Annotated in this window: 11 protein-coding genes; 7 read left to right on the forward strand and 4 right to left on the reverse strand. The window is 69.1% G+C overall.

Annotated features, from left to right (window positions below; genetic code table 11):
- Positions 1–42 precede the first annotated feature (42 nt).
- Positions 43–990, forward strand: a complete 948-nt coding sequence (locus H1R19_RS08085) for a 4-hydroxy-3-methylbut-2-enyl diphosphate reductase (RefSeq protein WP_188329791.1) — start codon at positions 43–45, stop codon at positions 988–990.
- Positions 991–1,026: 36 nt separating this feature from the next.
- Here H1R19_RS08085 and mycP read toward each other — a convergent pair whose 3' ends face one another.
- Together mycP and eccD are read right to left on the reverse strand one after the other, a co-directional pair.
- Complete coding sequence (mycP, locus tag H1R19_RS08090) at positions 1,027–2,427, reverse strand: type VII secretion-associated serine protease mycosin (RefSeq protein WP_219851157.1); 1,401 nt, start codon at positions 2,425–2,427, stop codon at positions 1,027–1,029.
- 16 nt (positions 2,428–2,443) lie between these two features.
- A complete protein-coding gene (eccD, locus tag H1R19_RS08095) occupies positions 2,444–3,994 on the reverse strand; it encodes a type VII secretion integral membrane protein EccD (protein WP_219851158.1) in 1,551 nt (516 codons plus the stop codon).
- A gap of 97 nt (positions 3,995–4,091) precedes the next feature.
- Here eccD and eccCa point away from each other — a divergent pair, with 97 nt between their 5' ends.
- From eccCa to H1R19_RS08125, 6 genes are all read left to right on the forward strand, one after another.
- Positions 4,092–8,168 carry a type VII secretion protein EccCa gene (gene eccCa / locus H1R19_RS08100; protein WP_219851159.1) on the forward strand — a complete coding sequence of 1,359 codons (4,077 nt, stop codon included), beginning with the start codon at positions 4,092–4,094 and terminating at the stop codon, positions 8,166–8,168.
- Between the two features lie 14 nt (positions 8,169–8,182).
- On the forward strand, positions 8,183–9,586 hold the full coding sequence (locus H1R19_RS08105) for a type VII secretion-associated protein (protein WP_219851160.1): 1,404 nt from the start codon (positions 8,183–8,185) through the stop codon (positions 9,584–9,586).
- Between the two features lie 173 nt (positions 9,587–9,759).
- Complete coding sequence (gene rplM, locus H1R19_RS08110) at positions 9,760–10,203, forward strand: 50S ribosomal protein L13 (RefSeq protein ID WP_188329786.1); 444 nt, start codon at positions 9,760–9,762, stop codon at positions 10,201–10,203.
- A complete protein-coding gene (gene rpsI, locus H1R19_RS08115; protein WP_188329785.1) occupies positions 10,200–10,751 on the forward strand; it encodes a 30S ribosomal protein S9 in 552 nt (183 codons plus the stop codon). Before rplM ends, rpsI begins: the two co-directional genes overlap by 4 nt.
- Positions 10,752–10,753: 2 nt before the next feature.
- Positions 10,754–12,100, forward strand: a complete 1,347-nt coding sequence (gene glmM, locus H1R19_RS08120; protein ID WP_219851161.1) for a phosphoglucosamine mutase — start codon at positions 10,754–10,756, stop codon at positions 12,098–12,100.
- The gene (locus tag H1R19_RS08125; protein WP_188329783.1) at positions 12,097–12,804 is read left to right on the forward strand and encodes an HAD family hydrolase; all 708 of its coding nucleotides are present in this window, start codon (positions 12,097–12,099) and stop codon (positions 12,802–12,804) included. The genes glmM and H1R19_RS08125 overlap by 4 nt, the downstream gene beginning before the upstream one ends.
- 6 nt (positions 12,805–12,810) lie before the next feature.
- Here H1R19_RS08125 and H1R19_RS08130 read toward each other — a convergent pair whose 3' ends face one another.
- On the reverse strand, positions 12,811–13,563 hold the full coding sequence (locus H1R19_RS08130; RefSeq protein ID WP_188329782.1) for an SDR family NAD(P)-dependent oxidoreductase: 753 nt from the start codon (positions 13,561–13,563) through the stop codon (positions 12,811–12,813).
- A gap of 50 nt (positions 13,564–13,613) precedes the next feature.
- Complete coding sequence (locus H1R19_RS08135; protein ID WP_219851162.1) at positions 13,614–14,900, reverse strand: acyl-CoA dehydrogenase family protein; 1,287 nt, start codon at positions 14,898–14,900, stop codon at positions 13,614–13,616.
- Positions 14,901–14,904 lie beyond the last annotated feature (4 nt).

Genomic DNA, 14,904 nt, shown 5'->3' on the forward strand with positions numbered 1-14,904 from the left:
TGCCATCACGAGCAGGCCTGTGTAACCCGTACCCTGGGAAGCATGTCTGAGACCAAGCGTGTCCTGCTCGCCGAACCCCGCGGCTACTGCGCGGGTGTCGACCGTGCGGTGGAGACGGTGGAGCGTGCCCTCGACAAGCACGGGGCGCCCGTCTATGTGCGCAAGGAGATCGTGCACAACCGGCATGTGGTCGAGACCCTCGCCGAACGCGGCGCGATCTTCGTCGGCGAGACCGACGAGGTGCCCGAGGGTGCACTCGTGGTGTTCTCCGCGCACGGGGTGTCGCCGCTGGTGCACCAGACGGCCGCGGAGCGCAACCTCAGGACCATCGACGCCACGTGCCCGCTGGTGACCAAGGTCCACCAGGAGGCCAAGCGGTTCGCCCGCGACGACTACGACATCCTCCTCATCGGCCACGAAGGCCATGAAGAGGTCGAGGGCACGGCCGGCGAGGCGCCCCGACACATCCAGCTCGTCGACGGCCCGGGCAGCGTCGACGCGGTGACCGTCCGTGACGAGTCGAAGCTCGTCTGGCTGTCGCAGACCACGCTGTCGGTCGACGAGACCATGGAGACGGTCAAGCGCCTGCGGGAGAAGTTCCCGCTGCTCAACGACCCGCCCAGCGACGACATCTGCTATGCGACCCAGAACCGTCAGGTGGCGGTCAAGGCGATGGCGCCCGAATGCGATCTGGTGATCGTTGTCGGCTCGCAGAACTCATCGAATTCGGTTCGCCTCGTGGAGGTGGCCCTGCAGGCCGGCGCGAAGGCCGGCCATCTCGTCGACTACGCCCGTGAGATCGACGAGACGTGGCTCGAGGGAGTCACGACAGTCGGCGTCACCTCCGGCGCCTCGGTGCCCGAGGTCCTGGTCCGCGGTGTGCTCGACTACCTGGCCGAACGCGGCTACGGCACGGTGGAGACCATCAACACCGCCAACGAGACCCTGACCTTCGCCCTCCCGCGCGAACTGCGTCCGGCACGCACCTAATAGGGGACCGGACCCGATCCTCGGGTCGGACTCCGCTCAGAACTCGTCGGGATCGAGCGTGCGCACCCGACGGTGAGGTAGGGCGATCGCGAGGACCGCGGCGATGACCGCGACGGCGACCGCACTGCCGATGATCGCGACGTCGCGCGCCGTATTGTCCGGCGCGGGGACGGGCGGGGGAGCCGCGATCGGAGCCGACTGGGCCCTGACCGCCCGATCGGCCGGGAGCGTCGCGGTCAGAGCGGCGACCGGGTCGACGACGCCGTGACCGATCCGGTGATCATGGCCGGTGCCCGGTGAATGCGCGGTCTCGATGATCCGGTCCATCACCTCGCGGGCGGACAGGTCGGGAAACCTCGCCCGGATCAGGGCCGCGGTACCGGCGACATACGGTGCGGCGAAGCTCGTCCCGATCAGCGGTACCGGCCCCGCGTCGCTCTGCTGCGCCGAAGCGAGTCGGTCCGAACCTCGCCTGCTGTCGAGACTCACGATGTCGGTTCCCGGCGCCGCGACGCCCACCCACGGTCCGTGCAGGCTGAAATCGCTCGGGGTGCCGGTGTCGGCGTCGACCGAGCCGACCGTCAACACATACGGCGAATACCAGGCCGGACTCGCGATCGTCGAGACCGATGCCCATCCGTCTGGGTCGCTCGCGGCCGGGTCGGGATTCTGGTTCTGGCACGCACCGTCACGGGTGAGGTTGCCGGCCGCGGCGACGACCACGACGTCGCGGTCGTAGGCGTGGCGGATGGCCGCACCGAGAGCACGGTCGTCGACCTTCTCGGCCACCGGCGCGCATGCGACCTCGGAGATGTTGATGACGGTGGCCTTCAGGTCCACCGCCCGCACGATGGCGTGCGCCAGGGTTCGGACCGAGCCGTAGCCGGAGCCGACGACAGGTGCGGGGTCGGAGTCGCGCCGACGATCGTCCTTCTTCTCGAATGCGCTGCTGGACTGACGAATCGCGATGATCGACGACGCCGGGGCGACTCCCACGAAGGCATCCGAGGCGCTCGGGCGCGCGGCGATGATGCCCGCGACGAGCGTTCCGTGCGCATCGCAGTCCTCGAGTCCGTTGCCGTCGGAGACGTAGTCACCGCCCGGCGTCACTCGTCCCAGTCGCGGGTGCGGGGTCACTCCGGTGTCGATGACGGCGACCCGCTGGCCCTCGCCCCGGCTGAATCGCCAGGCCTCGGAGAGGTTCATCATCGCTTGTGCCGCAGTCGGTGTGGTGACGTTCCGGGTGAGTTCGGGAGTGTTGCACAGGTGGCTCTGCTCGGTCGGTTCCGGCGGTGCGACGGGCGCGGAACGGATCAGGGCCCCGGGGTCGATGCGCGGCGGGGTGGCAGCGGAGGCGGGAGACGACGACACCCCGAGCATCGTGGCGGCCAGCATCACGGCGAGGGCACCGGTGACGCGGGTACGCGCGCGGTGCATCAGATGTTCCCGCCCATCAGATCTCCCGGACGATCCGGTACAGGTCGAGCAGCCAGAGCAGGAGCGGCACGATGAGTGCGACGAGTATGTACTCGCCGATCTCGGCCCAGCGGCGCATCACGGGGGAGAAGTCCTGGCCGGGCGCCACGACGCCGAAGACCAGGGCGGCGACCACGAACACCGTACCCAGTGCGAATCCGATGACCGGCCACTGGTCGTCGCCGAATGCCAGGCCGGTGAGCAGGGCGATCAGCACCAGCGATCCACCGATGATCAGGGTCGCGGCCTGGAAGAGGTCACTGTGGGAACGGCCCCGCAGGCACAGCACGACGCCGATGATCGCGGCGTAGAGCGCGTTCTTCCACTCGAATCCGGCCAGCGGCGAGGCGGTGAGCACGGCTGCGACCGCGGTGACCGCGGCCAGTCCGCCGACGATCCCGGTGAGGTAGGCGTTGGCGATGTACGAGCGTCGTTCCAGGGCGTCGGCTTTGGGCAGCGCGGTCGCGCCGATGGCGCCGATGCCCTCGATCGCGGGCCGCGGCTCGATGTCGGAGACGTCGATGGCCGCACCCGCGGTCGGGACCGGTGGCAGTGGCAGTTTGGCGAGCAGGATCGTCGCGCGCGGGGCGAGTCCGATCATCAGCAGGCCCACCGCGGCGACCACCGCGGCGACGTCGGACACGGAGGCGTCGATGAGCAGCCTGGCGCCGCAGCCCACGGCGCCGAGCAGCGCGGCGCTGGTCACCGCGCTGTGGGCGGTCGCGCCGACGGCGGTCATCCGGTAGGTGACCACGGCGGTGACCAGGGTCAGTGCGAAGCCGAGCGTCAGGTGCGCGGCACCGAAGTGGCCCGGGGTCAGGAGCATGCCCGTCGCGAAGGCCATGGGTGCGGCACACACCGACAGGATCGTCGAGGTCGGTTCGTCCCGGTAGTACCGCGCGACGATCGTCGCGGCGGTGACCAGGCCGATGACGGCCAGACCCGACAGGCCCGCGAACCACAGTGCGTCGCTTGATGATCGGGCGGCGACCGGGGACGCGGCGGCGGCCACCGCCGCCACGACGGCCAGGGCATGGCCGAGGATTCGCGCGGCGACGGCGGTCCAGCCCACGAACTGGGATTCGTTCAATCGGGCGACCGCGTCGACCACGTCGTCGAAGAGCACGGGCGATTCGCCGGTTCGCGTGGACGTGAGCAGGAGCAGGTCGCCGTCGCGGATTCCCGACTCCGACAACGATCGATGGAGCGGCAGTGGCTCCTGTCCGACGAGTGCGAGCGTCCAGCGGTTCTGCCGGTCGTGCGGACGGCCGGGGTTGGCCGCGTCGGCGTCGGGATCGTCGGGGTCGTGCCGGGTGGGATTGCGCGACTCGATCTGTGCGACGAGGTCGCCGATGAGTCCGGCGACGGGGATGCCCGCCGGTAGCCCGACGTCGAGCTGGGTGTTCCCGCCCAGCACCGACACCCGCACGAGTTGCGGTTCGATCGTGGTGTCCGCGCGGCGACGGGCCCCGTTCTGATCCGCGGTCGTGGTCGGGTACCCCGGTGCGAATTCGTCCACAGGTGACATCAGGTCAATCCTCCCCCTGGGTTCAGCAGCTAACATAGCCAACTTCAGCGGGTTTGACCGCCGGCGGATACACAGACCGACACGTCAGGGGGAACGCGTGGTCACGACGACCGAGGGTTTCGTGCGTCGTCCGCGCATCACTCCGCCGCGCACGCCGGGCGGCGAGGTCAACATCCAGGCGCCGCCGGACGTTCCGCGTGTGGTCCCGGGGAACCTGCTCATGAAGCTGCTCCCGGTGGTCATGGTGGTCGCGGTGATCGGCATGGTGTCGCTGATGCTGGTCACCGGCGGCCGGAACATCCTGTCCAACCCGCTGTTCATGATGTTCCCGTTGATGATGCTGATGTCGATGTTCGGCATGTTCGCCGCAGGAGGGCGCGGCGGCGGCAAACGCGCCGGTGAGCTCAACGAGGAACGCAAGGACTACTTCCGCTATCTCGGGCAGCTGCGCAGTCAGGTCTTCGACACCGTCGACAACCAGCGCGCGGCCCGCACCTGGAGTCATCCCGATCCCCGCGCCCTTCCCGACGTCATCGGCAGCAGGCGGATGTGGGAGCGGCGTCCCGGCGACAACGACTTCGCCCATGTCCGCGTGGGAGTCGGCGTCCAGCGTCTCGCCACCCGGCTCATGCCGCCCGAGACCGGCCCGCTCGAGGACATCGAACCGGTGTCGATGGTGGCACTCCGACGTTTCGTCCGAACGCATTCGGCGGTGTACCGCCTGCCCACGTCGATCTCTCTGCGCGGCTTCCCGGCGATCAACATCGAGGGGGCGCGTCAGGAGACCCGCGAGCTCATCCGCTCGATGATCGTCGAACTGTGCGCCTTCCACGGACCCGACCACCTCCACATCGGCATCGTCACCGGCGATCCGGCCGGCGAGGCCTGGGATTGGGCCAAATGGCTTCCGCACGTGGGACATCCGACGCTGCGTGACGGCATCGGGCCGATGCGGATGATCTACCCGACGCTGGCCGACCTGGAGAACTCGATGGCCGCGGATCTGCTGGAGCGCGGCCGGTTCAGCCGGTCGGCACCGCCGAGCGGAAACCGCGCGCACCTGGTGGTCGTCATCGACGACGGCTATGTGGCCGGCGACGAACGCATCATCAACGACGCGGGTATGGAGGGTGTCACCGTCCTCGACCTGACGGCCCCGCCCGACGGTCTGGCGGTGCGGCGCGGCCTGCAGCTCGTCGTCCGGGGCGGCAAGGTCGCCGCGCGCAGCGCGGCCGGTGTCGAGGAGTTCGCCGACATGGACTTGCTGACCATCGCCGAGGCGGAGGCCATCGCGCGGCGGATGGCCCGCTACCGGCTGGCCACCGCGGCGACGCTGGCCAACCTCGAATCCGAGGCCACCTCCGCCGATCCCGGCCTGCCGGCGCTGCTCGGCATCGACGACGCCGCCCGATTCGACCCGGCCACCGCATGGCGGGGCCGCAGCGGCCGGGAACGACTGCGGGTGCCGATCGGCTACACCCCGACCGGGGCGCCGGTCGAACTCGACATCAAGGAGAGCGCGCACGGCGGCATGGGACCGCACGGCCTGTGCATCGGTGCGACGGGTTCGGGTAAGTCGGAGTTCCTGCGCACGTTGGTGCTCGCGATGCTCGCGACGCATTCGCCGACCGAACTCAACCTCGTCCTCGTCGACTTCAAGGGCGGCGCCACCTTCCTGGGCCTCGAGTCCGCGCCCCACGTCGCCGCGATCATCACCAACCTCGAGCAGGAACTGTCGATGGTCGACCGCATGAAAGACGCGCTGTCGGGGGAGATGAACCGCCGTCAGGAGGTCCTGCGGGCCGCGGGCAACTACGCCAACGTCGCCGACTACGAGCGCGCACGCGCCTCGGGCGTTCGCCTCGAACCGATGCCCGCACTCTTCATCGTCGTCGACGAGTTCTCCGAACTGCTTTCGCAGAAACCCGATTTCGCCGAACTGTTCGTCGCGATCGGGCGACTCGGCCGCTCGCTGCACATCCATCTGTTGCTCGCCTCGCAGCGGCTCGAGGAGGGCAAGTTGCGCGGCCTCGACTCGCACCTGTCCTACCGGATCGGACTGAAGACCTTCTCCGCCAACGAATCCCGTTCGGTGCTGGGTGTTCCCGATGCCTACCACCTGCCCAGCGTCCCGGGATCGGCCTACCTCAAGTGTGACTCGGCAGACCCGGTGCGCTTCAACACCTCCTACGTCTCGGGTCCCTACTACTCGCCGACCATCGCCGAGACCTCCGACGCGACGACCACCCCGTCGGCCCGGCTGGGCAACCTCAAGGTCTTCACCGCCCTTCCGGTACCCCTGGACTCCGGCGCCTCGCGTTCGTTGCTCGATCACGCCGAGAGTCTGCTCGACGAGGAGCCGCCGGCACCGGAGTCGCCGGCCGACTTCGAGCCGGTGTCGGCGCCCGTGCCGACGCTGATGGAGACGATCATCGGGCGCATGGCGACGGCCGGCCCGCCCGCGCACCGCGTGTGGCTGCCCCCGCTGGACTCCTCGCCGACCGTGGAACACCTTCTCGGCGAACGTGACTGGGCACGACCGGCGATGCCGGGTACGCTCGCGCTGCCGATCGGCATCGTCGACCGGCCCTACGATCAGCGGCGCGATCCGCTCGTCATCGACCTGTCCGCCGCCGCGGGCAACGTCGCGGTGGTCGGCGGTCCGCAGTCGGGTAAGTCGACCACGCTGCGCACCATCATCATGGCGGCAGCGGCCTCGCACACCCCGGAGCAGGTGCAGTTCTACTGCCTCGATTTCGGCGGCGGCAGCCTCACCGGCATCGCCGGCCTGCCGCACGTGGGCTCGGTCGCCTCGCGCGGCGACATGGATGCGGTGCGGCGGACGGTCGCCGAGGTCGGCGCGATCGTCCGCGCGCGTGAGTTGCTGTTCGCGCGGCTCGGCATCGAGTCGATGCGGGACTACCGGGCACGCCGGGCGTCGTGGTTCGCCTCCGGTGTCCTCGCACCCGACGATCCCCTGGCAGAGGACCGCTTCGGCGACGTCTTCCTCGTGCTCGACGGCATCAATGTGCTGCGCACCGAACTCGAGTCACTCGAAGAACAGATCACCGCCATCGTCGCGCAGGGGCTGAGCTTCGGTGTCCACGTGATCGTGAGCGCCTCCCGGTGGGCCGAGGTGCGCCCGGCCGTCCGCGACCTGATGGGAACCCGCATCGAGCTGCGGCTCGGTGACCCGTCGGACTCCGACATGGGCCGCCGCGCGGCGACGCTCGTCCCGCAGAACCGGCCGGGGCGCGGCCTCACCGCACAGGAACTGCACATGCTCATCGCGCTGCCCCGGCTGGACTCGGTCAGCAGCGCCGAATCGTTGCCCGCGGGCGTCGCACAGTCGGTGGACATGCTCGTGGCGGCCTACCCGGGACGGTCGGCGATGGCGGTGCGCAAGCTGAGCACCGAGATCGATTTCGACGCGGTGCAGCGCGCGGTCGCCGAAGCCGGGATCACGTTGTCGCCCAACAAGGTGGCCATCGGCGTCGGCGAGCTCGAACTCGCGCCGGTGATCCTCGACTTCGACGCACAGCCGCATTTCATGGCGTTCGCCGATGTCGAGCACGGCAAGACCAACCTGTTGCGCACGATCGTCACCGGTCTCGTCGCCGGCGCGACGCCCGACGAGGTGCGGATCGTCTTCATCGACTACCGCCGCACCATGCTCGGGATCATCGACGGCGACCACCTCGCCGGGTATGCGAGCTCGCCCGATCGTGCGGCGTCGCTGATGAACGAGCTGGCGGTCTACCTCAAGAGCCGGATGCCACCGGATGACGTGACCGTCCAGCAGTTGCGCGACCGCACGTGGCTGGCGGGTCAGCCCGAGGTGTACGTGGTGGTCGACGACTACGACATGGTGGCCACGTCGTCGGGCAACCCGATGGCGCCGATCGTCGAACTCGCCTCCCACGCCCGCGACATCGGCTTGCACATCGTGCTCGCGCGCCGGTCGGGAGGTCTGGGCAGGGCGATGTTCGACCCGTTGATCGCCCGGCTCAAGGATCTGTCGTCGGACATCCTGCTCATGAGCGGCGATCGCGACGAGGGGTTCATCACCGGTCGTTCACGGTTGCAGTCGCTCGTGCCGGGCCGCGGTGAACTGGTGTCCCGTATCCGGCCCCAGGAGATGATCCAGGTCGCCCACCTCCCGTTTCCGGAATAGGGCGGAGCACCCTCATGGCGGATCCCCGGTCGGCAGGCATCAGGGTCCCCGGCTCCGCACGTGCCGATCCGGGTGAGCCGATCGTGGTCGACCTCGCCTTCGGCCGACCCCGGATCTGGGAGCCGGACACCGGACTCCGTCACCCCGATCGCGATGTCCGGTACCTGCTCGACAATGTCGACGAGATGACCGTGGTGCTCGACGGGCAACGTGCCCACACCCGGCAGGCCTGGCAGCGAGTGTTCGCCGGGCTCGGTCTGGCCGCCTCGGGTGACCGGGCCCGGCCGATGATCGTCGGCCACCCGAGTACCTGGGGTCATCGGCGTGCATCGTCGCTGGCCGATGCCGGCGGACGGGTGCCGGTGGAGCTCGTGCCGCGCGCCGTCTTGATCGCGCGCAGCCACGCCGATCTCACCGTTCAGCGATGCGCCGTCGTGGAGACCACTCACATTCCGCAGCCGCCCGCCGACCCGGCGCACCCACGGCCTGCCGTCTGGGACGTGCAGATCGTGCGTCGGCGTCCGGAGGGCTGGACCGTCGAACGGTCCGGTGTGATCGACCACGACACCAAAGCCAAAGGCACACAGACTGTCTCGGCAGACCGAAGTGATCCGGTCGGTGAGTCCGTCGTCTCGGTCGTCGACGACACCGTCGAGGCCGTGTTCGTCGACGGCGACGACCCGGCCGAGGTGTCCTCGGCGATCGAGCTGATCGCGGCGCACGCCATCGCGGGGCGGGTGGTCGCGGTCGACCGTGATCTCGTCGTCCGGCACGGTCGTCGAACCGGCGGCACCGCCGACGACGCCGTTCCGGTGACCCGCGACCCCGCCACGGTCGCCGCCGCGACGGCCGGCCCGCGGGTCGCGTGGCGGGATCGCCGGGTGCTGGTCGGCGCGGCAGCGATGGCCGCGCTGGTCGTGATCGGGGCGACCGCCGTGGGTGTGTGGCAACGCGACACCGCTCCCGCCGCCGCGTCCTCGGACGTCGCTCTCGGACGCGCGGCGATGACCGTGCCCAGCGACTGGCGACAGACCGAGCAGGACACTCCGAGCGACACCACCGACGACCCCACCACCTCCCGGGCGGTGTTCGTCGACGCCGACGACGGCCGGCGCATCATCGCCGTGCTCACCGAACTGCGCAGCGGGTCGACCCGCGAATCGGTGGCGACCAGCCTGCGCAACCGCATCGATCAGCGCGGCGATGCGGTGGTGACCGAGTTCTCCGCCGCCACGCGATACGCGGGTCGTGACGTGATCAGCTACCGCGAGGCGCCCGCGTCCGGCGGCGCCATCCGCTGGTACGTCGTGGTCGACGGCGGATTGCAACTGTCGATCGGCTGCCAGGCCGGCACCGCGGCCGAGCCGGTCGACGCCGAGTGCGCGCAGGCCGTCCGGAGCATCCGCGTGGGGCAGTAGTGGGCGTTTTGACCCTGACCTGCACTCTCGCGTAACCTGGATCGCTGGTGCTCGGCGCCTGCCATACACACGTGTGTGCAGGTCAGCAGAGGCCCGGGTCCCCACTGGTCGCCGGGAACAACCTCCGCCGAACGCCTGACCAGCACCCAAAAGACAAGAGTTGAGGACCGACTGTGCCTACCTACACCCCGAAGGCCGGTGACATCACACGTACGTGGCATGTCATCGATGCCACCGACGTGGTGCTCGGCCGGCTGGCCGTGCAGAGCGCCAACCTGCTCCGCGGCAAGCACAAGCCGACCTACGCCCCGCACATGGACGGTGGCGACTTCGTCGTCATCATCAACGCGGAGAAGGTCGCGCTGACCAACAACAAGGCCGACCGCAAGCTGAACTACACCCACTCCGGCCATCCCGGTGGGCTCAAGTCCCGCACGACCGCCGAGCTGCTCGCGACCTACCCCGAGCGCGTGCTCGAGAAGGCCATCAAGGGCATGCTGCCGTCGACCAAGCTCGGTCACGCCATGGCTTCGAAGCTGAAGGTCTACGCAGGCCCGAATCATCCGCACGCGGCCCAGCGCCCCGTCCCCTTCGAGATCAAGCAGGTGGCTCAGTGAGCAACGAGAACATCAACGACGCCGTCGAAGAGGTCGTGGAAGTCATCGAGGCCGTGGAAGCCGTCGATCCGGTGGATGTCGTGGAGGCCGTCGAAGACGCCGCTGACGACTACGACGACGTCGTCGTCGCCGTCGAAGAGGTCCGTGAGCCGATCGTCATCGATCGTCCGATCCAGACCGTCGGTCGCCGCAAGGAGGCCGTCGTCCGCGTTCGCATGATGCCGGGCACCGGTGGGTTCACCCTCAACGGCCGCTCGCTGGAGGAGTACTTCCCCAACAAGGTGCACCAGCAGCTCATCAAGGCGCCGCTGGTCCTCGTCGAGCGCACCGAGTCGTTCGACATCTACGCCAAGCTCGTCGGCGGCGGCCCCTCGGGCCAGGCAGGCGCGCTGCGTCTGGCGATCGCCCGCGCACTCATCGACGTCACCCCCGAGGATCGCCCCGCCCTGAAGAAGGCCGGCTTCCTCACCCGTGACCCGCGTGCGGTCGAGCGCAAGAAGTACGGCCTGAAGAAGGCTCGCAAGGCGTCGCAGTACTCCAAGCGCTGATCTTGGCACGCCTTTTCGGCACCGACGGCGTCCGAGGCCTGGCCAACGCAGAGCTCACCCCAGAGCTCGCGTTGCGCCTGGCCTCGGCCGCCGCGGTCGTTTTCTCAGCAAGTTCCGGCACAGATTCCAACCGGCGCCCGCGTGCGGTGGTCGGACGCGACCCGCGGGCCTCCGGCGAGATGCTCGAGGCCGCCGTCTGCGCGGGGCTCGCCGCCACCGGCGTCGACGCGATCCGCGTCGGCACCGTGCCCACCCCGGCGGTTGCCTTCCTGACCGCGGACTACCACGCCGATCTCGGTGTGATGATCTCCGCATCGCACAACCCGATGCCCGACAACGGGATCAAATTCTTCTCCGCCGGCGGACACAAACTCGACGACGCGGTCGAGGACCGTATCGAGGCCGCGATGGACGAGGACTTCGACCGCCCGATCGGCGCCGCCGTCGGACGCATTCTCGACGCCCCCGATGCGGGTGACCGCTACCGCGGCCACCTCGCGCAGGCGATCGACACACGGCTCGACGGCCTGACCGTCGTCGTGGACTGTGCGCACGGCGCCGCCTCGCAGCTCGCGCCGCTGGCCTACGCCGACGCCGGTGCGACCGTCATCGCCATCCACGCCGAACCCGACGGCCTCAACATCAACGCCGACTGCGGGTCCACGCACATGGGCAAGCTGCAGGCGGCGGTGCTCGAACACGGCGCCGACCTCGGTCTCGCCCACGATGGCGACGCCGACCGCTGCCTCGCGGTCGACTCGACCGGGCAGATCGTCGACGGCGACGCGATCATGGCCGTGCTGGCGACCTCCCTGCGCGACCAGGGCAAGTTGCACGACAACGTCCTCGTCGCGACCGTGATGAGCAATCTCGGACTGCATCTGGCGATGCGCGACGCCGGGATCACGGTGCACACCACCGCGGTCGGCGACCGTTACGTCGTCGAGGAACTGCGCCGCGGTGGCTACTCGATCGGTGGCGAACAGTCCGGTCACATCGTGGTGCCGGGATCGGGAACCACGGGCGACGGCACGTTGACCGGTCTGATGCTCATGGCGCGCATGGCTACCACGTCGTCGCGACTGGCCGACCTCGCCGGCATCGTGACGGTGCTGCCGCAGGAGCTCATCAATGTGCGCGTGTCCGACAAACACGCTGTGGCGCAATCACACTCGGTCAACGAAGCGGTTGCCGCCGCCGAGGCCGGGCTGGGGGAGACCGGGCGGGTCCTGTTGCGTCCCTCGGGAACCGAGCAGCTCGTGCGTGTGATGGTCGAGGCCGCGACGGCCGAGCAGGCGCTGTCGGTGGCACGTCGTCTCGCCGACGTCGTCCGGGCCGCGGGCGCATGACGCCGCAGCCGGCGCCGCGGGCCGTCCTGTTCGACTTCTCCGGCACCCTGTTCCGCTTCGAGGCGCGTGACGACTGGTTCACCGACCTGCGCGACGACGCGGGGAAGCCGTTCGACCCCGACCGGCAGGCCACGATCATCCGGCGGATGGTGCAGCCCGTCGGCCTGCCAGACGGTGTCGACGGCGACGATCGAATAGCTTGGGAGAAAAGGGATCTCGATCCTGCGCTCCATCGCGTCGGCTATCTCGCACTCCTGCGTGCGGCGGGTATGTCGAACGCCGATCAGGCGAACTCGCTCTACGATCGGGTCCTCGCCCCCGAGTCCTGGGTGCCGTTTGCCGACACCGTCGAGGTGCTGACCCGGCTGTCGGAGGCCGGCGTGCCCATCGGCATAGTCAGCAACATCGCCTTCGACCTCCGCAAGGTGCTCGCACTGCACGGCGTCGAGGACCTCGTCGGGGCGTATGCACTGTCCTATGAGGTCGGTGCGATCAAACCCGACCCCAGGATCTTCCACGCCGCCCTCGATCCGCTCGGTGTGCCCGCCGACGAGGTGCTCATGGTGGGTGACAGCGAGACCGCCGACGGCGGTGCCCGTGCGCTGGGATGTTCGTTCGCACTGGTGCACGACGTGCCGCCGGCGCAGCGGCCGACCGCTCTGCTCGATGCCGTGACCGCTCACGGCATCGAGCTTCGCGCCTGAGACGACTCAGAAGTTGCCCTTCGCGGCCCAGCCGCCGTCGACCGGATAGATCTCGCCGGTCAGGAAGTCACCCTCACGCATGAGGTAGGCGACCATGGATGCGATCTCCGACGGGAGCCCGAGACGGCGCACGATGTGCGCGTTGGCATTCGCCTGCCTCATCTCCTCGGTGATGTCGGCCAGGATCGGGGTGTCGATGGTGCCCGGGGCGATCGCGTTGATCAGGATGTTGTGCGGGCCGTACTCGTAGGCGGCCTGTTTGGTCAGTCCCACGACGCCGCCCTTGGCCGCCGAGTACGAGGCCAGGTTCGGCAGACCGCGCAGAGCGGCCATCGACGAGATGTTGACGATGCGCCCACCGCCGTTGTCGATCATCCCGGGGATCACCGCGCGCATACCGAGCCACACCCCCTTGAGGTCGGTGCCGATGACGACGTCCCACGCCTCCTCGGTGAGGCCGACGACCGTGTCCTCGCTGAGCATGTTGACGACTCCGGCCACGTTCGCCAGGCAGTCGATCGACCCGCGGGCGGCGGTGATCTTCTCCACCGCCGCCGACCAGTCGTCGGCCACGCGCACGTCGAGGCGCAGCGACTCCGCGGAGCCGCCGTTCTCGGCGATCTCCTTGAGAGTGACCCCGCAGTCCTGGATGTCGGCGGCGACGACGTGGGCGCCGTCTGCGGCGAGACGGATCGCGGTGGCCTGTCCGATACCCTGTGCGGCGCCGGTCACGATGGCGGTTTTCCCGTTGAGAGACATGGTGTTCACTTTCTGGTGGGGGACGGTGGGGAGAGTGGGGAGAGCGACGGTCAGGGCTGCTCGGCGAGCAGGTCGGCGAAGCGACGCTGCGCGGCCTCGCGACGGGTGGGGATGTGTTCGGACGGCCGGTCGTCGGCCGGACGCGTGTACCCCTTCAGGTACTGACGGGCGACGCTGTCGCGATGCACCTCGTCCGGCCCGTCGTACAGGCGGGCTGCACGCGCCGCGCGGTACATCGACTCCAGCGGGAGATCGGCGCTGTAGCCGAGGGAACCGTGTACCTGCAGGGCGCGGTCGATGACGTCGTGCAGGATCTTGGCGCCGAAGAACTTGATCAGCGCGATGTCCTTGCGGGCGGCGGCCGTACCCTCTTCGTCGATGCGCCACGCGGCGTGCAGCGTCATGAGCCGAAGGGCCTGGATCTCGGCGGCCGAGTCGGCGATGAAGTTGCGGACGGTCTGCTTGTCGGCGAGGACCGAGCCGTGTGCGTAACGGTAGGTGGCCCGTTCACACATCATGTCGAAAGCGCGGCTCGCCTGACCGATCCAGCGCATGCAATGGTGAATCCGGCCGGGGCCGAGCCGCTTCTGGGCGATCAGGAAGCCGTCGCCCCGGTTTCCGAGCAGCGCCGAGTCGTCGACTGTGACGTCGCGCAGCACGACCTCGCAGTGCGAGCCGTAGGTATGTGGACGCGGGCGGGGATTCTCCACCGAACCGATGTCGCGGACGACGTCGAGTCCCGGTGCGCCGATGGGGATGATGAACTGCGATGTCCGGCGGTGGCGTTCGGCGTCGGGATCGGTGACGGCGACGACGATCATGAAGTCGGCGGTGGCGGCGTTGCTGATGAACCACTTGTGGCCGTTGAGGACCCACCCGTCGCCGTCGCGAACGGCGGTGGTGGTGAGGTTGGTGGGATCGGCGCCGGCATTGTCGGGTTCGGTGAGCGCGAACGAGGAGTAGTACTCACCGGCCAGGAGAGGCCGGAGCCAGCGGCGCTTCTGCTCGTCGGTCCCGACCGCCGCGAGGATCTCGCAGTTTCCGGAATCCGGTGCCTGGCAACCGAAGACGAGCGGCCCGTACGGGGTCGACCCCAGGATCTCCTGCATCAGGCCGAGTTTCACCTGGCCGTATCCCTGACCACCGAGTTCGGGATCGAGGTGCGCCGCCCAGAGGTCGTTGACCTTGACCTCTTCCTGCAGCGGCGCGATCGCCCTGCGCAACTGATCCCAGTCGAGATCCAGTGTCTCGAGGGGGAAGACCTCGGTGCGGACGAAATCCCGCATCCAGTCGAGTTTCTTCTGGAATGCGGGTTCGGTGGAGAAATCCCAGGCCATTGGT

This window comes from Gordonia jinghuaiqii, from assembly GCF_014041935.1.
Classification (GTDB): domain Bacteria; phylum Actinomycetota; class Actinomycetes; order Mycobacteriales; family Mycobacteriaceae; genus Gordonia; species Gordonia jinghuaiqii.